Origin of the sequence: Rhizobium sp. BT03, from assembly GCF_030053155.1 — a bacterium.
Classification (GTDB): Bacteria; Pseudomonadota; Alphaproteobacteria; order Rhizobiales; family Rhizobiaceae; genus Rhizobium.
In genome coordinates, this window is record NZ_CP125645.1 from 232265 (window position 1) to 258087 (window position 25823).

Here is a 25823-nt window from a genome sequence, read left to right on the forward strand (position 1 = left end):
CTGCTCATGCCAAGATCGCGGGAAGCGTAACAGAGCGCCCTCAAAAAACCCGGTGACGCATTTGCGCCACCGGGTGATTTGAGCAAAGAACGTGATTCCAAGAATGCTCCAACCAGCACGCGTCTTTACGATCATGCCGGAATAGTATTTTGGAACAAGTCGTTAAGCTTGAACACGACCTCCGTCCTGTTCGTTGCCTTGACCTTTTTCATGATGTTGCGAACATGAACCTTGACGGTGCTTTCTCGCAGGTTGAGCTCATAGGCAATGATCTTGTTCGCCTTCCCGCGGCGCAACGCCGCGACGACTTCGGCCTGGCGATCGGTGAAGATTCCGGCCAGCGGATGCGCCGTCGGGTTGTTCGACTGCAGCAAGTGACGCATGGCGAACAGGGCGCTTGCCGGCACGAAAAGTCCTCCTGCCACCGATAGCGCAATCAGCTCCATGCAGACGCTGATGCTGACGGAGGCAGGTATGTAGCCCTTGGCTCCGTAATCGATCGCCCTGACGATCTGGGCGAAGTCGTCACTATCGGACAATATGATGACCGGTGTCGACACGAATTCCGACGAAAGACTCTTGATCTGCTCCGAAACGACAGGGTCGTCGACCGTCTTGCCGCCGACGTTCAAGAGGATTGCCGAAAGCGGAGGATATTCTTCACGCTTTTGCTTCCACTCTTCTATCGATCCGAACGCCAGAATCTCGAAATCCGCCGTGTGGGCGGCCATGCATTGCGCAAGGCAGTGCCGATCGAGTTCCCTCTTGTCGAGAATGACAAGCGAGTGCTTTGACTTTGACGGTCCGGCAAACGTCGTCGAACCATCGTCTATCTCTAACGGAAGAGATATGTTTTCCTGCCTGTGGCTTATATTTATTGTATCCAACGCCCCATCCTCCCAGCCTTTTTCTACGCGGTACTTCAAAGTCGAATATCAAACTCCTCTGTAAATATGGGAGTTTAATTACCAGAAGTGCTAATTTAATACCACAGTTCCAAGGATGTTAAACTAATTAATAGTGGTTACCCCAGCACATAAGTTCCACAGACAGATACAAATGGTTACATCGTTGAAACTGATCGATCTGTGGCTCATTCATTTGTATGTCAATCCATCAGGTTGCTACATATATTCAGTTTAACTCGCTAAACCCATGTAAACTATGCCCTCTTCGACGTGGAGGATCAGGATCGCTCGGCGCGCGACCTGTCGCTGCCGATGGTCGAGGGTCATAGACGTTCGCATGCGATCGTCATCCAATTTTCGTAAGCAGATACGCCTTTAGGTGAATGAGCTTCAACGTTTTGTTTCTTTACTAAGATGAAGAAAACAATTCTTTTTGAAGGGGAAGAAATATTTGCTCTGACGAAACGAAACCTTGGATGCATTCTTGCGATGGCCGGTTTCACCCACGTCAGGGCCTGTTGAAGCGTAGGGGGCGAGTTGGGATGATTGCATCGAACGTCAACCTGGGTGACGGCTGCGTTATCCACCATCGGGATCTTGTGAATCTCTACGGCTGTACGATCGGCGCGGGAACGCGCATCGGCACCTTCGTTGAAATCCAGAAAAACGTTCTCGTCGGAAAAGACTGCAAGATCTCCAGCCATTCCTTTCTCTGTGAAGGCGTGACGCTGGAAGACGGCGTTTTTATCGGCCACGGGGTCATGTTCACCAATGATACCTACCCGCGCGCCGTCAATTCGGACGGCAGTCTGCAGACGGAGGCCGACTGGGTCGTCATCCCCACTCTGGTCAAGCGCCACGCGTCGATCGGCAGCAACGCCACCATTTTACCCGGCGTGACGATCGGAGAGGCCGCGCAGGTCGGCGCCGGCGCCGTCGTAACGAAGGATGTGCCTGCCGGCGCCATTGTTGCCGGCGTTCCGGCGAGAATCACCGGTCGCGTTCATGACCGGTCAGTTGACATGCAAGCGTTGGGAGGAATGCGATGATCGGCATTGCTGTCGTTGGGTATGGGTATTGGGGTCCGAACCTGGTTCGTAACATTTCGGAAGCGGCCGGCGCGCAGCTCCTTTCCGTTTGTGATCTGAATGTCGAACGGTTGGCGGCTGTTAAAAGCCGGTATCCCGCAGTAACGATCACCGACAATTTCGAGGAGGTTCTGCGCGATCCGAGAGTGGATGCAATCGCCATCGCAACGCCGGTCTCGACCCACTTCAAGCTCGCAATGCAGGCGATGATGGCCGGCAAGCATGTCTTCGTCGAAAAGCCGATGGCATCGACGACGGAGGAAGCCGCGCGGATGGTCGAAGAGGCCGCGCGCCGGCGCCTGGTGCTGGCGGTGGATCATACCTTCGTCCACACCGGCGCCGTCCGCAAGATGCGCGAACTGGTCGAAAGCGGCCTGGGCGATATGTATTATTACGACTCCGTCCGGGTCAATCTGGGGCTCTTCCAGCACGATGTCAGCGTCATCTGGGACCTTGCGGTGCACGATCTCTCCATCCTGGACCATGTCGTGCAGGAAAGGCCGGTGGCCGTCTCAGCGACGGGCATGAGCCATGTGCTCGGCGAGCCGGAGAACATCGCCTATCTCACGCTCTTCTTCGAAAGCAAGCTTATTGCCCACGTCCACGTCAATTGGCTGGCACCGGTCAAGGTCCGCCGCACGCTGATCGGCTGCAGCAACAAGATGATCGTCTATGACGATCTGGAGCCCAGCGAAAAGATCAAGGTCTATGACAAGGGCATCACCATGTGCCCGAATTCCGATGCGTATGGCGAGAAGGTGCATCAGATGATGGTCGGCTACCGCAGCGGCGATATGTGGGCGCCCAAGCTCGATATGACCGAGGCGTTGAAACGCGAGCTGGATCAGTTCGTCGAGTGCATCGAGCAGAATTCGCGCCCCATTGCAGACGGCCACGCCGGGTTGCGTGTCGTGCGTATCCTTGAAGCCGCAAGCCGGTCGCTCGCTCAGCGCGGTCGCATTATCGAGCTCGAAGAGGCGAGGCGCATTGCATGATCCCGTTCCTGGACCTCAAGGCACAATATCAATCGATCAAGGGCGAAATCGACGCCGCCGTGCTCGGCGTCCTGGCCTCAGGGCAATACATACTCGGCGAAGAGGTTGCCCGCCTCGAGCAGGAATTCGCCGCGTATTGCAACGTCAAACATGCGATCGCGGTCAACACCGGAACGAGCGCCCTGCACCTGTCGCTGCTCGCGGCGGGTGTCGGCCCCGGCGATGAAGTCATCACCGTGCCATTTACCTTCGTCGCCACCGTATCGGCGATCTGCTACGCCGGTGCACGACCGGTGTTCGTCGATGTCGAGCCCGTGACGCTGACGATGGATCCGGCCCAGCTCGAGGCAAAGATCACACCCCGAACCAAGGCCATTATTCCCGTCCATCTCTACGGTCAGATGGCCGATATGGACGCGATCAAGGCGATCGCCGACCACTACCGGATACCGGTCATCGAGGACGCCTGCCAGGCGCACGGAGCGCAATACAAAGGTGCGCGCGCCGGCAGCATCGGCACATCCGGCTGCTTCAGCTTCTATCCCGGCAAAAACCTCGGCGCTTGCGGCGAGGGCGGTATCATCGTCACCAACAGCGACGATCAGGCCAGGACGATGCGCATGCTGCGCGACTGGGGACAGGAACAGCGCTATCACCATCTGCTGAAGGGCTTCAACTACCGCATGGATGCCATTCAGGGTGCGATCCTGCGCATCAAGCTCCGGCATCTCGAAGCCTGGACCGAAGCGCGGCGCGCCCATGGCCGCCGCTACTCCTCGCTGCTGGGGCGATCGGCGCATTTGACGACGCCTGTCGAAATCACCGACCGGCGCCACGTCTACCACGTCTATGCCATCAGAAGCCGCGGTCGCGACGAGCTTCAGCGCGTGCTGAGCGCGGAGGGCATTCAGTCCGGGCTGCACTATCCGATCCCTGTTCACCTGCAGAAGGCCCATGCCGACCTTGGTCACAGGACCGGCGATTTCCCAATCTCGGAAGCCGCCGCACGCGAGGTGCTCTCGCTGCCGATCTATCCAGAGATGCCCGCATGGCACGTCGATCAGGTGGCCGCAGCGCTGGAATACGCCTATGTCAGTTGATCGTGCGGGCGAGGCCAGGGTCGTGCAGGCGGTCCACGGCCGTCATGAAAGGCCGGCGGATCCCCCCTACCAGGCGGGGCTCGCCGAAGAACTCAGGCAATCCTATGGGCGCGCCGGCCTGATCGAACTCTACGGTCGCTTCGCGACGGGAGATGGTGTCGTCGACACCATGATGCGCAAGGCCATCTGGCAAGCGATCACGCGGAGCTGCGGCACGGGATTGCAGGTCGCAGGCGGCGCCGGCTTCAAACACCCGGAGACGTTCGACATCGGCAACGGGGTGTTCATCGGGGCTCAGGCCTATATCCAGGGACGCTTCGACGGCCGATGCAAGATCGGCGACAATGTCTGGATCGGGCCGATGGCCTATTTCGACGCTCGCGATCTCGTGATCGAGGATTCTGTCGGGTGGGGACCCGGCGCCAAGGTGCTCGGCTCGACCCACACGGCATTGCCGGTGGATGTGCCGATCATTCGCACGGATCTTGAAATCAAGCCGGTCCGTATCGGCGCATGGGCCGACATCGGCACCAACGCCACAATCCTGCCCGGCGTGACCATCGGAAAAGGCGCGATCGTCGGTGCGGGCGCCGTTGTCGTCTCGGATGTCGAGCCGTTTTCAGTTGTCGCCGGCGTGCCGGCGAAATTCATACGCTGGCGCACGGAAGCCGATCCTGTGCTGGATATATCGCATGGAGGAAGATCGTGAGAAATCAACGGGTGCTCATTACCGGCGGAGCCGGCCTGATCGGGTCGCATATTGCCGATCTGGTCGCATTGGAAAAACCGCGTGAGATCATCATTCTCGACAACTTCGTGCGCGGACGCCGGGATAATCTCAGTACGGCAATAGCCAGCGGGTACGTTAACATCATCGAGGGAGATATCCGCGACAGAGCGCTTCTGGCAAAAGTCTTCGAAGGCGTCGATATCGTGTTTCATCAGGCCGCCATCCGCATCACGCAATGCGCGGAAGAGCCGCGACTGGCTTTTGATGTGCTTGCGGAGGGCACGTTCAACGTTCTCGAAACTGCCGTCAAGGCAGGTGTCTCGAAGGTGGTCGCTGCTTCCTCGGCTTCCGTTCTGGGGCTGGCCGAGAGCTTTCCTACGACCGAAGAGCATCATCCCTACAATAACCGGACAATCTACGGCGCGGCGAAAACATTCAACGAGGGGCTGATGCGCAGCTTTGCGGAGATGTACGGTCTGCGCTATGTCGCGCTCCGTTATTTCAACGTCTATGGGCCGCGCATGGACGTTTACGGCGCCTATACGGAAGTTCTGATCCGCTGGATGGAGCGCCTGATGGCGGGAATGCCGCCCCTCATCTATGGGGACGGCAGCCAGACGATGGACTTCGTCGATGCCCGCGACATCGCCCGCGCAAACATTCTGGCGGCGAAAAGCGATGTCACGGACGAAGTGTTCAACGTCGCGAGCGGCACGGAAATAAGCCTGCTGCAACTCGCGAAGATGTTGAGCGACATTATGGGTTCGTCATTGGAGCCGGAGCACAAAGAAGCCCGCACGGTCAACGGCGTCACGCGTCGTCTTGCCGATATCAGCAAGGCCGAGCGGCTCCTCGGCTTCAAGGCGGAGATCTCCATGGAGCAAGGGCTTCGTGATCTCGTTGCCTGGTGGCAAATGCAGACCGACGCAGGGGGGCAGGCGGCATGAGTTCATCTCAATCCACAATTCCGGCCACAATTCCGGTCGCCAAACCCGTCCTCGGGGAGGAGGAGGCTGAGGCTGCGCGCCGCGTTATTCTGTCGGGATGGGTGACGCAGGGGCCGGAGGTCGCGGCTTTTGAGCGTGAATTCGCCGCCTTCGTGGGCGCCGCGCATGCTTGTGCCATGTCCAACTGCACGACCGCGCTGCATCTGGCGCTGAAGGCGGTCGGCGTATCCGCGGGCGATGAAGTCGTCACGGTCAGCCATTCTTTCATCGCGACCGCAAACGCGGTTCGATACTGCGATGCGGTGCCCGTTTTCGTCGATATAGAAGAAGACGGTTACAACATCGAGGCCGGTCTGATCGAAAGGGCAATCACGCCGCGCACCAAAGCAATTCTCTGCGTGCATCAACTCGGCATGCCTTGCGATCTCCGCGCCATCGTGGAGATCGGCAAGCGTCATCACATACCGGTCATCGAGGATGCGGCCTGTGCGACGGGAAGCGAAATCCTATGGGACGGGCGTTGGGAAAAGATCGGCAAAGCGCATGGCGACATTGCGTGCTTCTCCTTCCACCCCAGGAAGGTGGTCACGACGGGCGATGGCGGCATGCTGACCACGGCCAATCCGGAATATGACCGAAACTTCCGGCTCTGGCGCCAGCACGGCATGAGCGTCACCGATGCCGTGCGCCACGGCTCGAAACAGGTCATCTTCGAAGACTATGACGAATTGGGTTACAATTACCGGATGACCGATCTCCAGGCGGCCGTCGGACGCGAGCAGTTGCGGCGGTTGCCGGAACTGGTTGCCCGGCGCAGGCTGCTTGCCGAGCAATATTGCGAACGTCTGTCGACGATTGCCGGGCTTTCCCTGCCGGCCGAGCCGCGCTGGGCCCGCAGCAACTGGCAGAGCTTCTGTGTGAGATTGCCCGATACGGTCGACCAGCGGGCGGTCATGCAGACCCTGCTCGATCAGGGTATCTCGACCCGGCGTGGCGTGATGAACATTCATCTGGAGGGCGCCTATTCAGGTGAGAGCTCCTACCGCGCTGCCACGAGCCTGATGCGAAGCGTCTCTGCGCAGCAGCAAACGATCATCCTGCCGCTTTATGCCCAGATGACGGTGTCCGACATGGACCGGGTTGTCGAGGCACTTCGCGCCGCCCTTGCGGAAGCGACCGTCAGAGCCGTCGGCGTGCAACCTGCCAGGGATGTCGCTCTCGCCTGAGCAATCAGCATAACGAACAATGCGCGCATCTCCGGATGCGCGCATTGTTCGTTATGCTGATTTCGTGATCCATCCACGGATGATTGCCGGCAGGGATTCCGGCGGAAGCAGGTCGATCAGCATGCGCAGCGAATAGAGCCCGCAGAGAACGACGGCGACGAAGCCCATCACCGTTGCCGGCCACAGCGGCAAAATCGAGAACATCAGGAAGACGAGCCCCGATGCAGGCAGGAAGAGCAGCGCGTGTCGGCGATTGGCGGCGGACCAGCGAAAACCGGTCAGCTTCCGCACGATCACATAGATCAGGATGCTGTGCCAGACATAGAGGCCGAAAAACGCCATGCCGGCTCCTTGCGTCCCGAGCAGCGATACCAAGAGCCAGGCAAGCCCGACATGCACGACTGTCGCCGCAACCTCCGTCCAGAAGAAAATCGCCTGGGTACGCTTCGCCACGACGATGAAACCCATCGGCCAGGAAATAATCCGCAGCATCATTCCAAGGCAGATCCAGCGCAGAAGCTCGACGGCCCCATGAAATTCCGCCGAATAGAACAGGCTCATCATGAGCGGCGCGAGCGTCAGCGTGCCGAGCAGACCGGGGCCAGCGAGCAGCATGCTGATTTCCGCCTGTTCATTGACCAGCCGATTGCATTCGGCACTGTTGTCGATGGTTGCGGTCAGGCGCGGATAGAAATCCGTTCCCATGGCCTGCAGGATGAAACCGGCGTATAGACCGCCGAGGCCCCAGGCCGCTTGATACAGTCCCGCCGCCATGACGCCGCCCTCCTTCAGCACGATGATGCGGATGGCATAGGCTGCGCCGAAGGTCAGAAGTCCGCTTGCCATGAAGACGAAACCGAGCCGGAGCAGCGCCGACACCTCCCGGCTGAACTGGCGCATGGGCATTGGCGAGGGATGTGGAAAGATCCGCCGGCTGTACCACCAGGTCGGAAGGATCGATGCGGCTGCAATGACCACGAGCGACGGTGCGATCGCCTGGACCCCGAACAGGTAGATCAACGGGATACTCACGGCTGTACCGAAGAGCCCGGCCAGCACGTTGATGCGGGCGAGATCCGCAATGCCGCGCAGGCCCTGGATCAATGCGCTCTGCCCCGCAGACACCAGCCGGAAGAAAACGGCGAGCGACAGCAGCACAATGCCGCCGACATGCTGGAAATCGCCGAAAGTGAAGCTTGAGACAGGATATGCCAATGCGGCGAGAAGAAGCGCGCCAAGCAGCGCCAGCACCACCGATATGCGTCTCAGTACCGTCGCCGACTGGGCAATCCTCGCTGCGTCGCCGGTGCCGGCGGCCTCCGCGACCTGGCGCACGCCGCTGCCGCCGACGCCCAGACCCGCGATGGACTGCGCGATATCGACAATCGAGCTGTAAAGGCCCATAAGCCCGATGCCCTCAGGCCCGAGCAGGACGGCCATCGCCTTGTTTCTGATAATACTGAGTGCGACATTCACGAGCGAAGCGCCGCCCATCAGCATCGTCGACTTGAGGATTTCGGTGTAGGTCTGGCTGCTGGGTGGGGTCATGCGCAAAGTCATCGGAAGGCCCTAGAGCACGATGCCGAAAAATGTGAGCGGTTTTCGGATGACATCATGCTTTAACCCTTTAATTTAGAACAGAATTCAGATTTCAGGCCGGCCGGGCCGAAAATCATCCTGTTCTAGCCGTTTATCCCGTGCTGGCGTTCGACCGCCTGCCGCAAGCTCGATTGCATCACATGCTTTTCGCGTATCACCGGCTTACCCGGCTGATCTGCGCCTCTGTCTGATCAGGCAGCGCAGCGGCGTCTTCGGACGGCGCATCGGCGATGCGGGCCCGGGTTACCCTGACCACGTCGCCCGGCGCCAGCGGGGTCGTTTCGGAGGCCTGGAATTGATTGACCTCACCCTTGTCCCGCCGGTTCACGACGAACGTCAGGGGGAGTTCTTCAAGGCGGTTATTCACGTTGGCGCCGTTCGCCAGGTCTTCGAGAAGCAGTTGTTGCGTGGTGTCGCGCTTCAATTTGAGCTGATCGAGATTGGCTTTCTCAGCCTGCACCTCGGAAGCGACCTCGCTGCGGCGCGTGTCGGAAAGCCCCTCGAGATTGCGCGTCGTCTCGTTGATCGCCTGGCGGCCCCGCATGATGGCCGTCACGAGGTCGAGCCGGTCGGAGCGATAGGTGGTGAGCAATCGTTCCAGATCCATCTGGCGTGAGGTGATCGTGAGGCCCTTCTGGACCAGCGTCTTCACGCTCGTCAGTTGCTCTTCGACCGACTGGATATTGTCATCCGAGCCTTTCAGCTTTTCTTCCAGCGTATCGATTTCCGCCGTCAGGAGATTGCGCAATTCGACGAGGGCCACCGACTGCTTGTCCAGCGCGCTTGCGCGGGCCTGAAAAATGACCCGCTCCTCCTGGTAGATACTCTCGGCATATTGCCGATCGGCAGCGGGCGGCGGATCGAAGACGATCTCCTTCGCGCCGGACATCTCCGTTTGCAGCCGCGCGAGTTTTGCCGAACCGCGCAGCAGCGAATGGTCGATTTCCCGCAAATCGCCGGCAAGCCTGATCGTCTGCGACTGCTGCTGTGCCGCAGCCCGCAACGGGCCGCCGCTCATGGCGAGCGATTGCAGGACGCTGAGGCCGGAGCGAAACTTGTATTCTCCCGGCGCCACGACGTCTCCGACGACGTAAATGGAGGGATAGTCGAGAATGTCGATGGTCACCGCAGGTGCCTGGGCCAGACCCATCTTCGCCTGAAGGCGCTTGCCAATCTCGTTGGTGAGGCCCTCATTGTCCAGATTTCCAACCGACAGCGCCCCCAGGAAGGGCAGGGAGACCACACCTGCATCCGAAACCGTATAGTCGCCTCCAATCCCATCCCATCGTTCAAACTGTCCTTTGGAGGGTATCCATTGGACGATCGTCAGGCGGATTCTCGTTTGTGGAGCCAGGGGGGCGCTGTCGGCGAGAGCTGGCGACACCGCTCCGGCAAGAAAGAGGAGTGCGCTGATGACGGACGTCGCGCGAAAGAACACGCGAGGGGCGCGGTGCGATAGATTCATGTACATGTCTCGCCTGCAAAACATTCTTACACGGACGCTGATACGATACCTTGACCTCTGCTCGAACGCCGGAAGCCAATTCCGAAGCTGCACCGCCAGTGTGCAGCCTGGCGAAGCCTTGAGGAAGGTGGAGGCCGTTTGCTTTGCCACATCACTATTGATGAGGCGGGGAGGGTGCTTCAGCCTAAATTGAGTAGAAACATATATCGTCGGTGCGGCACGCAGGCGTCGTCTTGGAAAATCAATAGGTTATGCACGCAGAAATAGGCGCGATCGCTTCGGTAAAGTGCAACCTATACGGCAGCGCCCTCATGCTCGGGATCGTCGATTTTACCGCATGATGACCGGCCGTTTCGCCCCTCTACGGCTTCGAGCTTGCCCAGGAAACGGCAAATCTCCGCCCTTTCGCATCGGATCCGTCGCGTGGGCGACGCAACACGGCCGCTTGCCCAAAGGATGCCGTCTGTAGAGCGAAAGGCGTAGGATATACTCGCTTATTTTTCGACTATACTTCAGAGCTTCGCGTTTAAGCGAACCTCATAGATACGACCCTGACAATCTCGCGAGAGGTACCTGCCATGTATCGCAACGCTCGCCGGTGGACTTCGCGCTCACTCCTGCTGGATTCGTTGGTTCCCCGATGGTTGACTGTCGGCGGAAAGGAAAGGCCGCGCAAGCCTGCCGGAAAGAACGGGGATAGTGCTCAACTCGCGGCAGCGGTGCAAACGGCTGATGGAAACAAGCAGGCCCTCCTCGTCGGCGATCCCCATAAGGAGGCTGCGCTCAACGAGCATGAGGCTGGGCAGAGCGCGGGCGTGAACGGCGACGCTGATGGTCGGGCCGACGACAGCCTCGTCGCGCCGCCCTTGCCTGACGCTTTCACAATCAATCGTGAAATCGGAGAGCGAAGCGGTGATAGAGCCGCGTCCGTACTGTCAGTTCATACGCCGGATTTTGCCCATGTCGAGCGGAACGCCAACGGAGTTGCATTCGGGGCGGCATCACCCCTTTATCGCACCTACGCCGGAATGAACCTCATAGGCGACGATCCTTTGGCGCCGTATCTGCCGCAGGCGCCTACGCCGGCAGGCTCGGGGCACGATTCTGCCGCGGTAGTGGGCGAGCGTGCGCACTCCGGCAACGTCGTTATTCTCGAATCGAGCCCGTCAGCGCAGGCGAGCGCCCAGCATGCCGGAGCCAATTCACTGGCGTTTGGCATGCCCTTTGGCGTGTGCGGGTGCGGCTACTTTACCTCCCCCACGCGGATTCTCGATTGGGCCCATGGCGGCGCCATGCTCCAACAGGACGGTCAATTGGCGGGGACCAAGCTGACCGAGGGGCCGGACTATGTATCGGCGCTCAAGCGGGCCATCGGCGCCTCGGTCAGCGACCCGCTTCTCGATCGTAATCTGTCCCCTCTCTCGGGCTGGCGCGGCACCGCAAACTGGACAGAATCAACGGTCTTGGCCGGATCATTGCCAGGCGGTGGCGAGACCGGAACAGGCAACAGCACCTCCAAAGGTATCGGCATCCTTTCCGGCTCGGTAACGACGCCACCTTCGACGCAGCGGTCGCTGACGACGCAAAATCTGGCGGCCGCAGCGGCGGCCAGCAACCCGATCGTGCTGGAAAATCAGAAACAGGGCAATCCAGAAAGCGAGTGGGGCATCGACGGTGCCGGCAGCACCAACATCGAGGGCTTTGCGACCGATATCAGTGTCGACAACGGCAAGACGATCAGCTTCAAGATCAATACGAATTCCACCAATTACCGGATCGATATATACCGGCTCGGCTATTACGGCGGCATGGGCGCCCGCAAGGTGGCGACCATGCAGCATACCGGATTGCAGACCCAGCCCAGTCCGCTGCGCAATGCCACAACCGGCACGGTGGACGCCGGCAACTGGGCCGTCTCGGCGTCCTGGACCGTACCTGATGATGCCGTCTCGGGCGTCTATATCGCCAAGCTCGTGCGTCAGGATGGCACCTCCGGCGAAAATCATATCCCGTTCATCGTGCGCGACGACGACAGTCACAGCGATATCGTCTTCCAAACCGCCGACGAGACCTGGCAGGCTTATAACGGCTGGGGTGGCGCAAACTTCTATGGCGGCAACGGTCCGGCGACGGGGCAGGGGGCGGGCCGCGCCTATGCGGTCAGCTACAACAGGCCGATTGCGACCCGCGGCGGGGTGGGCACCTATGCCGGTCCGCAGGATTACCTGTTCGGCGCCGAATATGCGGGCATCTCCTGGCTGGAACAGAACGGCTACGATGTTTCTTACATGTCGGGTGTCGACGTCGACCGCTATGGCAGCCTGTTGCTCAATCACAAAACCTATGTTGATGCCGGGCACGACGAATACTGGTCCGGACAGCAGAGGACCAATGTCGAAGCCGCGCGCGATGCCGGCGTCAACCTGATGTTCTGGAGCGGCAACGAGGTCTATTGGCGCACCCGCTGGGGCAATGCCTACAGCGCCGACGGCACACCTTATCGCACCCTGATCTCCTACAAGGAGACATGGTCGCCCAGCGCCAGCATCGACCCTTCCAACGAATGGACGGGCACCTTCCGCGATCCGCGTCTCAGCCCGCCTGCCATCGGCGGCGGAAACCCCGAAAACTCGCTGACCGGGCAGTTGTTCAAGGTCGACGATGTCGGCAGCAATCTTGCCGCGATCACGGTTAAATATGATGACGCCAACCTGCGCTTCTGGCGCAATACGAGCGTTGCCAATCTTCAGCCTGGCCAGACGGCAACGCTCACCAAGAACTATCTAGGTTACGAATGGGACGAAGCAGTCGACAACGGCTTCGATCCGGCCGGCCTCGTCAAGCTGTCGTCGACGACGCTTCCGGTCAGCACCTACTTGCTCGACTACGGCAACACCACCGGCAATGCGACCTCGACCCACAATCTGACGCTTTATCGGGCGCCGAGCGGTGCGCTGGTATTCGGCGCCGGCACCGTCTACTGGGCCTGGGGCCTGAGCGACAATCACGACCTCCAGGCGACGCCGACGGACCCGCGCGTGCAGCAGGCGATGGTCAATCTGCTCGCCGACATGGGCATTCAGCCTGGGACACTGCAATCCGGGCTCGTCGCGACAACCGCTTCGTCGGACCATACTGCGCCGACCTCGGTCATCACGGTGCCCGCCACGGCGACCGTAGGATCCACCGTGACGATTACCGGCACCGCTACCGATACCGGAGGCGGCGTCATCGCTGCGGTCGAGGTCTCCACCGATAACGGAGCGAGCTGGCATCCGGCGACAGGCGATGAGAACTGGACTTATACCTGGTCGCCGCAGACCGCGGGCACCTACACCATCCGATCGCGCGCAGTGGACGATAACGTCAACCTGGAAACACCCTCGGCGGGGCGAACGGTCACCGTCAGCGGGCCGAATTACACCTCTCTCTTCGGTTCGGCGACACCGGCGGTCGTCAACACCAACGATAGCGCAGCCGTTGAACTCGGCGTCAAATTCCAGACCTCCGTGGCGGGCACGGTCACCGGCATTCGTTTCTACAAGGGCGACCTGGATACGGGCACGCATACCGGTTCTTTATGGTCGAGCACCGGTACGCGGCTTGCGACCCTCACCTTTACGAACGAGACTACCAGCGGCTGGCAGACTGCCTATTTCACCAGTCCAGTGGCTCTGACGGTCGGACAAACCTACACCGCGTCCTACCATACGAATACCGGTCACTATTCGACGAGCACCAACTACTTCACCTCAAATGTGACCAGCGGTCCGCTGACGGCACCGGCCAGCGGCAATGGCGTCTACCGCTATGGCAACAACAGCCTGTTCCCCAGCACCACCTTCCAGTCGACGAACTATTGGGTCGATGTGATGTTCACGACACCGAGCTCGAACACGACGCCGACGGCGGTTGCCGATGCGGGGGATGCGACCGAGAAGGGCGGGGTGGCCAACGGTTCGGGCGGCGCGGTTGCCAGCGGCAACGTGCTGACCAACGACACCGATCCGAATGCCGGCGATACCAAGACCGTCACGGCCGTGGTCTTCGGCGCGACGTCGGGCACGCTGGGCTCGGCGCTCAACGGTACCTATGGCAGTCTCGTGCTCAATGCATCGGGCGCCTATACCTATACGATCAACGAGACCAATACCGCCGTCCAGGGGCTGCGGCAGTCGACCAACACGCTGAGCGATGTCTTCAGCTACACGATGCGCGACAGCGCCGGCGCCACGGCCACGGCCAATCTGACCGTCACCATCCATGGTGCCAACGACGCGCCGGTGCTGGCCGTCCAGACGGCTGGTCAGAATGCCACCGTCGGCACGGCCTTCTCCTTCGCCGTTCCGACGACGACCTTCACCGATGTCGACAGCGGCGAGACGCTGACCTATTCGGCAACGGCCGCCGATGGCACGGCGCTGCCTGCCTGGCTGAGCTTCAATGCCACGACGCGGACCTTCTCCGGCACGCCGACGACCGCTGGCACCTATGGCGTCAGGGTGACGGCGACGGATCTTGGCGGCCTTGCCGCCAATGAGACCTTCAACATCGCCGTGTCGACGCCCGGCAATACGCCGCCGACGGCAGTTGCCGATGCGGGGGATGCGACCGAGAAGGGCGGGGTGGCCAACGGTTCGGGCGGCGCGGTTGCCAGCGGCAACGTGCTGACCAACGACACCGATCCGAATGCCGGCGATACCAAGACCGTCACGGCCGTGGTCTTCGGCGCGACGTCGGGCACGCTGGGCTCGGCGCTCAACGGTACCTATGGCAGTCTCGTGCTCAATGCATCGGGCGCCTATACCTATACGATCAACGAGACCAATACCGCCGTCCAGGGGCTGCGGCAGTCGACCAACACGCTGAGCGATGTCTTCAGCTACACGATGCGCGACAGCGCCGGCGCCACGGCCACGGCCAATCTGACCGTCACCATCCATGGTGCCAACGACGCGCCGGTGCTGGCCGTCCAGACGGCTGGTCAGAATGCCACCGTCGGCACGGCCTTCTCCTTCGCCGTTCCGACGACGACCTTCACCGATGTCGACAGCGGCGAGACGCTGACCTATTCGGCAACGGCCGCCGATGGCACGGCGCTGCCTGCCTGGCTGAGCTTCAATGCCACGACGCGGACCTTCTCCGGCACGCCGACGACCGCTGGCACCTATGGCGTCAGGGTGACGGCGACGGATCTTGGCGGCCTTGCCGCCAATGAGAACTTCAACATCACCGCCTCGGCGGCGGCGACGACCTACAGCCTGTTCAACGCCTCCAGCACGCCGGCCCAGACCAACCTCAATGATGGTCAGCAGCTCGAACTCGGCGTCAAGTTCCAGTCGAGCGTTGCCGGTGACGTGACCGGCATCAAGTTCTACCGCAGCGCCAACGATAACGGCCAGAATGTCGTCGACCTGTGGACCACGACGGGCACCAAGCTCGCCACCGCCACCTTCGCCGGCACCACCGGGAGCGGCTGGCAGACGGTGAACTTCTCAACCCCCGTCACCATCGCCGCCAACACGATCTACGTCGCCTCCTATCACACGACAGGGGCCTACGTCGCGACCGACAATTTCTTTACGGCCGCCGTCACCAGCGGCCCGCTGACCGCGTCGGCCAGCGGCAACGGCGTATACACCTATGGCGGCTCCGCCACCGCAGGCATTTTCCCGAATGCCACCTACGCTGCCGCCAATTACTATGCCGATGTGGTCTTCCGTCCGGCATCGACAGCGCCGAACACGACGCCGACGGCGGTTGCCGATGCGGGGGATGCGACCGAGAAGGGCGGGGTGGCCAACGGTTCTGGCGGCGTGGTTGCCAGCGGCAACGTGCTGACCAACGACACCGATCCGGATTCCGGCGATACCAAGACCGTCACGGCCGTGGTCTTCGGCGCGACGTCGGGCACGCTGGGCTCGGCGCTCAACGGTACCTATGGCAGTCTCGTGCTCAATGCATCGGGCGCCTATACCTATACGATCAACGAGACCAATACCGCCGTCCAGGGGCTGCGGCAGTCGACCAACACGCTGAGCGATGTCTTCAGCTACACGATGCGCGACAGCGCCGGCGCCACGGCCACGGCCAATCTGACCGTCACCATCCATGGTGCCAACGACGCGCCGGTGCTGGCCGTCCAGACGGCTGGTCAGAATGCCACCGTCGGCACGGCCTTCTCCTTCGCCGTTCCGACGACGACCTTCACCGATGTCGACAGCGGCGAGACGCTGACCTATTCGGCAACGGCCGCCGATGGCACGGCGCTGCCTGCCTGGCTGAGCTTCAATGCCACGACGCGGACCTTCTCCGGCACGCCGACGACCGCTGGCACCTATGGCGTCAGGGTGACGGCGACGGATCTTGGCGGCCTTGCCGCCAATGAGACCTTCAACATCGCCGTGTCGACGCCCGGCAATACGCCGCCGACGGCAGTTGCCGATGCGGGGGATGCGACCGAGAAGGGCGGGGTGGCCAACGGTTCGGGCGGCGCGGTTGCCAGCGGCAACGTGCTGACCAACGACACCGATCCGAATGCCGGCGATACCAAGACCGTCACGGCCGTGGTCTTCGGCGCGACGTCGGGCACGCTGGGCTCGGCGCTCAACGGTACCTATGGCAGTCTCGTGCTCAATGCATCGGGCGCCTATACCTATACGATCAACGAGACCAATACCGCCGTCCAGGGGCTGCGGCAGTCGACCAACACGCTGAGCGATGTCTTCAGCTACACGATGCGCGACAGCGCCGGCGCCACGGCCACGGCCAATCTGACCGTCACCATCCATGGTGCCAACGACGCGCCGGTGCTGGCCGTCCAGACGGCTGGTCAGAATGCCACCGTCGGCACGGCCTTCTCCTTCGCCGTTCCGACGACGACCTTCACCGATGTCGACAGCGGCGAGACGCTGACCTATTCGGCAACGGCCGCCGATGGCACGGCGCTGCCTGCCTGGCTGAGCTTCAATGCCACGACGCGGACCTTCTCCGGCACGCCGACGACCGCTGGCACCTATGGCGTCAGGGTGACGGCGACGGATCTTGGCGGCCTTGCCGCCAATGAGAACTTCAACATCACCGCCTCGGCGGCGGCGACGACCTACAGCCTGTTCAACGCCTCCAGCACGCCGGCCCAGACCAACCTCAATGATGGTCAGCAGCTCGAACTCGGCGTCAAGTTCCAGTCGAGCGTTGCCGGTGACGTGACCGGCATCAAGTTCTACCGCAGCGCCAACGATAACGGCCAGAATGTCGTCGACCTGTGGACCACGACGGGCACCAAGCTCGCCACCGCCACCTTCGCCGGCACCACCGGGAGCGGCTGGCAGACGGTGAACTTCTCAACCCCCGTCACCATCGCCGCCAACACGATCTACGTCGCCTCCTATCACACCACCGGCGCTTACGTGGCAACTGACGGCTTCTTCGCCAGTGCCGTCACCAACGGTCCGTTGACGGCCCAATCAAGCGCGGTCGCCGGTGGCAACGGTGTCTATGCGTATGGCGGATCGGCCACGACAGGTCTCTTCCCGACCAACTCCTACGATTCATCGAATTACTATGCGGACGTGGTCTTCCGGCCGCAGCTCGTCGGGTGAAGCAAAGGTTAGGGACGGTTTCGAATGAGGCTGATACGACGCAAATGCTGGCCGCGGCGAGGGGCGCTCCGACCGTCCACATTCGGGGAATGCCGATGAGCAGGATCGAGCGGCTCCCGGTAACCGTGCTGGCCGGCTTCCTCGGCGCCGGCAAGACGACGCTTCTCAGCCACGTCCTGAATAACCGTCAGGGCCTGCGGGTTGCTGTCATCGTCAACGATATGAGCGAAGTGAACATAGACGCCAGTCTCATTCGAGACGGCGGCTGCAACCTGTCGCAGACGACGGAGACATTGATCGAGCTCAGCAACGGCTGCATATGCTGCACCCTGCGCAACGACCTTCTGACGGAAGTACGGCGGCTGGCCGAAGAGCGGCGATACGACTATCTGTTGATCGAAGGCACCGGTATCGCCGAGCCGCGCCCCATTGCGGCAACCTTTTCCTTCCGCGACGAGAACGGCGTCTCGCTCGCCGATTTTGCCAGGCTCGACACGATGGTCACCGTGGTCGACGCGGCAAACCTGTTAGCCGACTACAGCAGTGCCGATCTGCTTGCCGACCGCGGCCTGCAGCGGGACGGCGAGGATCGGCGCACCCTCATAGACCTGCTGGTGGATCAGATCGAGTTTGCCGATGTCGTCGTCATCAACAAGATCTCGGACGCGACAGATGAGGTCCGCGCTGAGGTGAGCAAGATCGTGACGTCTCTCAACCCGGATGCGCTCCAGGTGGAGACGGATTTCGGCAAGATATCGCTTCCGACCGTCCTCAATACCGCCCTCTTCGATGAAGCAAAGGCAGCTGCGCATCCCCTGTGGCACAAGGAATTGTACAGCCCGGATGAGCATGTTCCTGAGACGGAGGAATACGGAGTCTCGAGTTTTGTCTATCGCACCAGGCGTCCCTTCGATCCCATGCGGTTTCGGGCATTCCTGGATGAGCCCTGGCCTGGAGTGCTGCGCGCCAAGGGCCATTTCTGGCTTGCCACGCGCCCGCGTCATGTGGGCCTGATGTCGGCTGCCGGGATCCAGCGGCGCTGCGAGCCGATGGGGCTCTGGTGGGCCGCCGTGCCCCGGCAGGATTGGCCGAGCCATCAGCAGTTTCGTCAGCAGCTCGAGAGCCGCTGGGACAGCGCCTGGGGCGACCGTCGGCAGGAATTGGTTTTTATCGGCGTCGGCATGGACGAGACAGGTGTGCGCACCGCGCTGGACGGATGCCTCGCCAGCGCCGATCCGCGCGACTGGGCCACCCTCGAAGATCCGTTTCCGGCCTGGTAACACGGGGCGGCGCCGGACAACGCTCGAGTTAGCCGGCTGGGACAGCCGGACCGAACCAGCATTCCTTTTCCCGCCGTGAGGCACTCGGCAGGGAGCCGTCGGCAACTTTGGGGCCTTGTCGGCCGGTATGGGGTGAGGGTCATCATATTGGAGTAGGGGCTACCTCCCACATACCCCGGATTGCTGTCGTACGTTCCCTTCGCAAAGGTGCCAGAATGAACGTCTTGCTACAGCGGTCGAAGGGCCGGCCGATGCGGAAGGGGACGCCGCTGATGCGGAGAATTCATGTGGGTAATCGTGAGTATCTGAGTACATTTGGTGGGGCGTTGAGTATCTGTCGTGCACCCTCTGCCTGGAGCGCAGTCCTTGCCTCCGCGACGGTCGTGTCGTCGAGAAGTACCGATGGTGCCCCGACCTTTGCCAATCAGGGCAGCGCCACCGTCCAATCCTCCTTCACCGGCACGGTCACATCTTCCCTGATATCTTCAGGCGACATGCAATCGTCTCCGGCACCGTCGACGGCGATGCCGGCGCCTGCTGCCGATGGCGGCGCGCAGGACACGTCCACGAAGACGGCGTCGGTCGCGTCGGTCTTCCAGACGCCTTCCTCCACATTGCAACGCACCGTGCTTGGCCCGGATCCGGCCGAGGAGGCTGCGGCACTGCCTGCCGCCCCCGCGCTTACGGGTGTTACCAGCGATATCGATACCGGCAGCGCCGAAACGGCGGCGCCGGTCAGTTCTTCCAGCAGTGTCGGCACAACTTCGTTGCGCCTTCAGGCCTCGATAGCATCCATGTCGGTGGAGCCGAGCCAGGACGTTTCTGCTGAGACTGCCGCGGCCCCGGCAGCACTGGCGGCGCCGGCGGCGGCCGCAGCGGCAGCAGTGACGCCCAACAAGATCGCGCTCGAAAACCTGAAGCAGGGCAACCCGATCAGCGAATGGGGCCTGGAGGGCGACGGCGGCGGCACCATCCAGGGCTTCGCCACCGAAATCAGCACCAATATCGGTCAGACGGTCGATTTCAAGATCGCCACGGATTCCACCCATTATCGCATCGATATCTACCGCATGGGTTATTATGGCGGGGCCGGCGCGCGCAAGGTCGACTCGATCGAGCAGCAGCTGACCACGGCGCAGATCCAGCCGCATCCGATCGTCGACATGTCGCTCGGCCTCATCGATTGCGGCAACTGGTCGGTTTCGGCCAGCTGGCAGATCCCTGCCGATGCCGTCTCCGGCGTCTACTTCGCCAAGCTGGTGCGCGAGGATGGCACCGAGGATGCCGGCATCATCCCCTTCGTCGTGCGCGACGATGCCTCGACCAGCGATATCGTCTTCCAGACGTCGGACACGACCTGGCAGGCCTATAATGCCTGGGGCGGCGCCAGCCTCTATTACGGCGAAGTGCCCGTCGACCCGGCCGCCATGATCGGCTACCTGCCGCCGAACTGCAGCTGCGGCCTGACGGCCATCGGCCGCGCCTCGGCCGTCAGCTATAATAGACCGATCATCACCAATACGAGCCCGATCGGCGGCTCGCACGATTACGTCTTCGGCGTCGAATCCTCTGCCATCTCGTGGCTGGAGCAGAACGGCTACGACGTTTCCTATATTTCCGGCGTCGATGCGGCGCGCAGCGGCACGCTGCTGCTCAACCACGATGCCTATCTCTCCGTCGGCCATGACGAATACTGGTCTGCCGAACAGCGCGCCAATGTCGAGGCGGCGCGCGATGCCGGTGTCAACCTCGCCTTCTGGAGCGGCAACGAGTGCTACTGGAAGGTCCGCTGGGAAAGCAGCATCGACGGCAGCGGCCAGGCCTACCGCACCATGGTCTGCTACAAGGAAACCTGGGGCACGAGCACGGATCCGAGCAACGTCGGCACCGGCACGTGGCGCGATCCGCGTTATGCCGATGCGGGGCAGGAGCCGGAGAATTCGCTGACCGGCACGATGTTCCAGGTGGACAGCTACCGCCAGGATACGATCTCCATCCCCTACGACTATTCCAACCTGCGCTTCTGGCGTAACACCGATGTCGCCGAGCTGCAGGAGGGTGATACCTACAATCTGGTGCAGAACCTGCTCGGCTACGAATGGGATTCCGACGTCGAGAACGGCTTCCGCCCGGACGGGCTGATCAACCTGTCGCTCTCCTCCATCGCTGTGAGCACCTATCTGCGTGATTACGGCACGACGGTCGGCGATGCGGTGGCGACCCATAGCCTCACCATGTACCGGGCGGAAAGCGGCGCGCTGGTCTTCGGCGCCGGCACCGTCTTCTGGTCCTGGGGGCTGAGTGACAATCATCAGGGTCCGGCCACGTCGACCGATCGCAACGTCCAGCAGGCGATGGTCAACATGTTCGCGGACATGGGCATCCAGCCGACGACGCTGGATGCGAGCCTGATCCTCGCGACCCAATCGACCGACACGCTGAAGCCGACCTCGTCGATCAGCTCGCCGATCGTCGGCGCAAGCTTCGTCGAAGGGCAGCACGTGACGATATCAGGCACGGCGCAGGATTTCGGCGGCGGCATCATTGCCGGCGTCGAGGTTTCCACCGATGGCGGCCAGCACTGGTTCAAGGCCACCGGCCGAGAGAGCTGGAGCTATAACTGGGTCGTGCAGGCAAGCGGCACCTATACGATCCTGTCGCGCGCCGTCGACGACAGCGTCAACATGGAGGCGCCATCGGCCGGCAAGCAGGTCACCGTCACCCTGCCGGGAACGCAAGGCCTCTGGACCTTGGCGGAGAAACCGACTGTCGAAATGGCGATCGATCCCAATTCCGTCGAGCTCGGCCTGCGCTTCCAGGCGACGACGGCAGGCTATGTGGAAGGCATCCGCTTCTACAAGGGCTTCCACGATATCGGCGACCATGTCGTCAGCCTCTGGAGAGCCGACGGAACTTTGCTGGCAACGGGTGTCTCGGTCGGCGAGTCGCTCTCCGGCTGGCAAACGGTGATCTTCTCCAGCCCGATCCAGATTGCCGCCGGCACGACCTATGTGGCCTCCTATCACACCGACGGTTTCTATTCGGCCACCGATAATTATTTCGGCAGCACCTATGCCAGTGGCGCGCTGAAGGCCGTCGACGGCGGCGGCGTCTACGCTTATGGCGACAATGCCGGCACATTCCCCGGCCAGAGCCCCGGCACCGGCACCAACTACTGGGTCGATGTGGTCTTCGATGCCGGGCCCAACAGCGCGCCGGTTGCGACCGACGATGCCGGGCTGACCATCACCCGCAACGACAGCGTCGTCATCTCGATCGCCTCGCTCATCGGAAACGATACGGATCCCAACGGCGATGCGATGACGATTTCGGCCGTCGGCAATGCCGTCAACGGCACGGTAACGCTCAACAAGCAGAACGGCACCGTCATCTTCACGCCGACCAACGATTATTCGGGGCCGGCAAGCTTCAGCTACACGCTGTCGGACGGGCGCGGCGGCACGGACCAGGGCAATGTCAGCCTCACCGTAAACCAGGGCCCTGCCGGGGAAACACTGTTTACCTCGAGCGAAGGGCCGACGGGCGCAAGTTATAACGAGGGCCAGTCGCTGGAACTCGGCATGCGGTTCTCCGCTTCGTCGAGCGGCATGGTGACCGGCGTTCGCTTCTACAAGGCATCAGGCGATACCGGCCCGCATACCGGCTCGCTGTGGACGGCGGACGGCACACTGGTCGCGACCGTCACTTTCGCCGACAGCGGATCGCTGAGCGGCTGGCAGACTGCAACATTCTCGAACCCGGTGCATATCCTAGCCGGCACGACCTATGTCGCCTCCTACCACACGACCGACTCCTATGTGGCAACGGCAAACTATTTCACATCAGCCCATAGCAATGGTTCGCTGACGGCGCTTGCCGGCAGCAACGGCGTCTTTGCCGAGGGCACCGGTTTTCCGACCTCCAGCTACCAGTCGTCGAATTACTGGGTGGATGTCGTCTACAACCAGACGAGCAACGTGCTGCCGGTCGCCGCCAATGACAATGGCTACACGACCTATTCCAGCACGGCGCTGTCGATTGCCGCAGCCAGCCTGCTTGCCAACGATACCGATGCCGATGGCGACCTGCTCAGCATCACCGGCGTCAATGGTGCGGCCAACGGAACGGTGACCTTCAACAGCCAGACCAAGTCGGTCACGTTCACCCCGACGGCCGGTTATACGGGTGCGGCAAGCTTCTCCTATTCGATCTCGGACGGATTCGGCGGCACGGCATCCGCAACGGTCAGCCTCAATGTGGCTGCACCACCCGCGGGCGGCCCGACGTCAAGCCTGTTCACCGGCGCAGACACGTCGGGGGTTGCCGCCGCCAATGATCCCAATTCGGTCGAACTCGGCGTCAAGTTCATCGCTTCCGCCGGCGGTCAGATCACCGGGCTCACCTATTACAGGAGCGCCCAGGATACCGGCGCGCATGTCGGCTCGCTCTGGACGGCGGGTGGCCAGCTTCTGGCCCAGGCGACCTTCATCAACGAGACGGCGAGCGGCTGGCAGACGGTTTCCTTCACCCAGCCGATCAATGTGACCGCCGGCGCCACCTATGTGGCGAGCTACCATTCGAACGGCTTCTATTCCGCAACGGCGAACTACTTCACGACGGATCATACGAACGGTGCGCTGACGGCGCCATCGAGCACGACGAGCGGCGGCAACGGCCTTTATGCCTATGGCACGAGCAGCCTGTTCCCGACCGCTTCCTACAATGCGAGCAATTACTGGGTCGACGTGGTCTATCAGCAGGGCGGCGCGCAGAATGCGGTTCCGGTCGCCGCCAATGACAGCGGCTTTACGACCAATAGCGGCACGCCGATCACCATCCAGGCCTCGGCACTCCTGGCAAACGATACCGACGGCGATGGCGATGCGCTTGTCGTCACCGGCGTCAGTGGCGCGGTCAACGGCTCGGTCGCCTACGATGCCCAGGCCCAGACCGTGACCTTCACGCCGACGGCAGGCTATTCGGGACCGGCAAGCTTCAGCTACGCGATATCGGACGGCAAGGGCGGCACGGCCTCGGCGCAGGTCGCGCTCACCATCAACAACCCGGCTGCAGGACCGGAGCAGAACCTCTTTGCAGCAAACGCGACGCCCTCGGTCGTCTCGGTCGCCGACAACCAACCGGTCAATCTCGGCATGAAATTCCAGGCCGATACGTCAGGCTGGATCACCGGCATCCGCTTCTACAAGGGAGCAGACAATACCGGCCCGCACAACGGCTATCTCTGGACCGCATCCGGCACGCTGCTCGGCAGCGTCACCTTCAACAACGAGACGGCCAGCGGCTGGCAGACTGCGCAGCTCACCCAGCAGATCGCGATCCAGGCGGATACGACCTACGTCGTTTCCTACTCGAGCAACGGCAACTATTCGGCATCAGGCAATTACTTTGCCAGCGACGTGACTAACGGCGATCTGAAGGCGCCCGGCGGCAGCAACGGCGTCTATGCCTATGGAGCGGGCGGATTGTTCCCGACAGCCAGCTATAACAGCACGAACTACTATGTTGATGTGGCGTTCAAACCACAGCTCGCAGCGTAAAGCCCGCGAGGATGCAAGGCCAAGCATGCTGTAAAGAGTGAGAGTTTCGATGATGGGTGCAGACAACAGATTGCCCGTAACGGTTCTCGCCGGGTTTCTCGGCGCCGGCAAGACGACTGTCCTCAATCATGTCCTGAGCAATCGGGAGGGCCGCCGGGTTGCCGTCATCGTCAACGATATGAGCGAGGTCAACATCGATGCGGAGCTCGTGCGCGAGGGGGGAGCAGATCTCTCGCGCACCGACGAGACGCTGGTAGAGCTTACCAATGGATGCATCTGCTGCACCTTGCGCGACGATCTCCTGAGCGAAGTGCGCCGGCTCGCAGCTGCGGGCCGTTTCGACTATCTGCTGATCGAGGGCACCGGCATTGCCGAGCCGCTGCCTGTTGCCGCGACCTTCTCCTTCCGCGACGAAAGCGGGGCGGCCCTCTGCGACGTGGCGCGTCTCGACACGATGGTCTGCGTCGTCGATGCGGTCAATCTTCTCACAGACTACCAGAGCGCCGAGTTCCTTGCCGATCGCGGCGAAAGGCGTGACGGGGATGATGAGCGCAAGCTCGTGGAACTGCTCGTCGAGCAGATCGAATTTTCCGATGTCGTCATCATCAACAAGGCAGGCGACGTGCCGTGCGCCGACCTTGCCGAGGTTCGCCGGGTCGTCGCGGCGCTCAATCCGGAAGCTCGGGTCATCGAGGCGGTCTTCGGCCAGGTGCCGCTTGGGGCGATCCTGGATACCGGCCTCTTCAGCGAGGCGAAGGCCGCCCGCCATCCGCTCTGGCACAAGGAACTCTTCGGCTGGGGCGATCATGTGCCGGAGACCGAGGAATACGGCATAAGAAGCTTCGTCTATCGCAGCCGCCGGCCCTTCCATCCCCTGAGGCTCAAGGATTTCCTCGACCGGAAATGGGCGGGCCTCATCCGCGCAAAGGGTCATTTCTGGCTGGCGACGAGGCCTGATGAGATCGGCCTTCTGTCGATTGCCGGCACCCAGTGCCGGATCGAGACCAGGGGCTACTGGTGGGCCTCGGTGCCGCGGGTGCAATGGCCGCGCTTTCCGCAGTTCCGCCAGCTCATCGACCGGCATTGGGACGATGTCTGGGGAGACCGCCGTCAGGAACTCGTCTTCATCGGTTCCGGCTTCGACGAGGAAGCGATCCGCGCTGCTCTCGGTTATTGCCTGATCGGAGAGGAGACGGGTTTCGATCCGCAGACCGCCGTCGGCATTCGCGATCCGTTTCCGGCCTGGCAGCACGGACATATCCCTGCGCATTCAAATAGTTAGAGTGTTCCAAGGAACGCAAGACGCCCTGAGTGAAGACGTTTTGA

Annotated in this window: 14 protein-coding genes; 10 read left to right on the forward strand and 4 right to left on the reverse strand. The window is 61.8% G+C overall.

Annotation, left to right across the window (positions count from 1 at the left end):
• Nucleotides 1-131 precede the first annotated feature (131 nt).
• Complete coding sequence (locus QMO80_RS32160) at nucleotides 132-887, reverse strand: response regulator transcription factor (RefSeq protein ID WP_283201784.1); 756 nt, start codon at nucleotides 885-887, stop codon at nucleotides 132-134.
• A gap of 563 nt (nucleotides 888-1450) precedes the next feature.
• Between QMO80_RS32160 and QMO80_RS32165 the strand changes: the two genes are divergently transcribed.
• From QMO80_RS32165 to QMO80_RS32190, 6 genes are read left to right on the forward strand one after another with little or no spacing between them, the layout of a single operon-like run.
• Complete coding sequence (locus tag QMO80_RS32165) at nucleotides 1451-1957, forward strand: acyltransferase (RefSeq protein WP_071085465.1); 507 nt, start codon at nucleotides 1451-1453, stop codon at nucleotides 1955-1957.
• Nucleotides 1954-2991 carry a Gfo/Idh/MocA family protein gene (locus tag QMO80_RS32170; RefSeq protein ID WP_283201608.1) on the forward strand — a complete coding sequence of 346 codons (1038 nt, stop codon included), beginning with the start codon at nucleotides 1954-1956 and terminating at the stop codon, nucleotides 2989-2991. Before QMO80_RS32165 ends, QMO80_RS32170 begins: the two co-directional genes overlap by 4 nt.
• A complete protein-coding gene (locus QMO80_RS32175; protein WP_283201609.1) occupies nucleotides 2988-4091 on the forward strand; it encodes a DegT/DnrJ/EryC1/StrS aminotransferase family protein in 1104 nt (367 codons plus the stop codon). The genes QMO80_RS32170 and QMO80_RS32175 overlap by 4 nt, the downstream gene beginning before the upstream one ends.
• Nucleotides 4081-4800 (forward strand): DapH/DapD/GlmU-related protein, encoded by a 720-nt coding sequence (locus QMO80_RS32180; RefSeq protein WP_283201610.1) that lies wholly within the window; start codon nucleotides 4081-4083, stop codon nucleotides 4798-4800. Before QMO80_RS32175 ends, QMO80_RS32180 begins: the two co-directional genes overlap by 11 nt.
• On the forward strand, nucleotides 4797-5768 hold the full coding sequence (locus tag QMO80_RS32185) for an NAD-dependent epimerase/dehydratase family protein (protein WP_283201611.1): 972 nt from the start codon (nucleotides 4797-4799) through the stop codon (nucleotides 5766-5768). The genes QMO80_RS32180 and QMO80_RS32185 overlap by 4 nt, the downstream gene beginning before the upstream one ends.
• On the forward strand, nucleotides 5765-6994 hold the full coding sequence (locus QMO80_RS32190) for a DegT/DnrJ/EryC1/StrS aminotransferase family protein (RefSeq protein ID WP_283201612.1): 1230 nt from the start codon (nucleotides 5765-5767) through the stop codon (nucleotides 6992-6994). Before QMO80_RS32185 ends, QMO80_RS32190 begins: the two co-directional genes overlap by 4 nt.
• A 51-nt stretch (nucleotides 6995-7045) precedes the next feature.
• Here QMO80_RS32190 and QMO80_RS32195 read toward each other — a convergent pair whose 3' ends face one another.
• A complete protein-coding gene (locus tag QMO80_RS32195; RefSeq protein WP_283201613.1) occupies nucleotides 7046-8554 on the reverse strand; it encodes an O-antigen translocase in 1509 nt (502 codons plus the stop codon).
• A 193-nt stretch (nucleotides 8555-8747) separates the two neighbouring features.
• Nucleotides 8748-10058: a polysaccharide biosynthesis/export family protein gene (locus tag QMO80_RS32200; RefSeq protein WP_283201785.1), complete on the reverse strand. Its 1311-nt coding sequence runs from the start codon at nucleotides 10056-10058 to the stop codon at nucleotides 8748-8750.
• A gap of 578 nt (nucleotides 10059-10636) precedes the next feature.
• On the opposite strand from QMO80_RS32200, the gene QMO80_RS32205 reads away from it, so the two are divergent.
• Nucleotides 10637-17659, forward strand: a complete 7023-nt coding sequence (locus QMO80_RS32205) for a DUF4082 domain-containing protein (protein WP_369685955.1) — start codon at nucleotides 10637-10639, stop codon at nucleotides 17657-17659.
• 95 nt (nucleotides 17660-17754) lie between these two features.
• Nucleotides 17755-18939, forward strand: a complete 1185-nt coding sequence (locus QMO80_RS32210; protein ID WP_283201615.1) for a GTP-binding protein — start codon at nucleotides 17755-17757, stop codon at nucleotides 18937-18939.
• Between the two features lie 424 nt (nucleotides 18940-19363).
• Here QMO80_RS32210 and QMO80_RS32215 read toward each other — a convergent pair whose 3' ends face one another.
• Complete coding sequence (locus QMO80_RS32215) at nucleotides 19364-19699, reverse strand: hypothetical protein (protein ID WP_283201616.1); 336 nt, start codon at nucleotides 19697-19699, stop codon at nucleotides 19364-19366.
• A 34-nt stretch (nucleotides 19700-19733) separates the two neighbouring features.
• Here QMO80_RS32215 and QMO80_RS32220 point away from each other — a divergent pair, with 34 nt between their 5' ends.
• Both QMO80_RS32220 and QMO80_RS32225 read left to right on the forward strand, forming a co-directional pair.
• The gene (locus QMO80_RS32220; protein ID WP_283201617.1) at nucleotides 19734-24497 is read left to right on the forward strand and encodes a DUF4082 domain-containing protein; all 4764 of its coding nucleotides are present in this window, start codon (nucleotides 19734-19736) and stop codon (nucleotides 24495-24497) included.
• A gap of 49 nt (nucleotides 24498-24546) precedes the next feature.
• A complete protein-coding gene (locus QMO80_RS32225) occupies nucleotides 24547-25779 on the forward strand; it encodes a GTP-binding protein (protein WP_283201618.1) in 1233 nt (410 codons plus the stop codon).
• Nucleotides 25780-25823 lie beyond the last annotated feature (44 nt).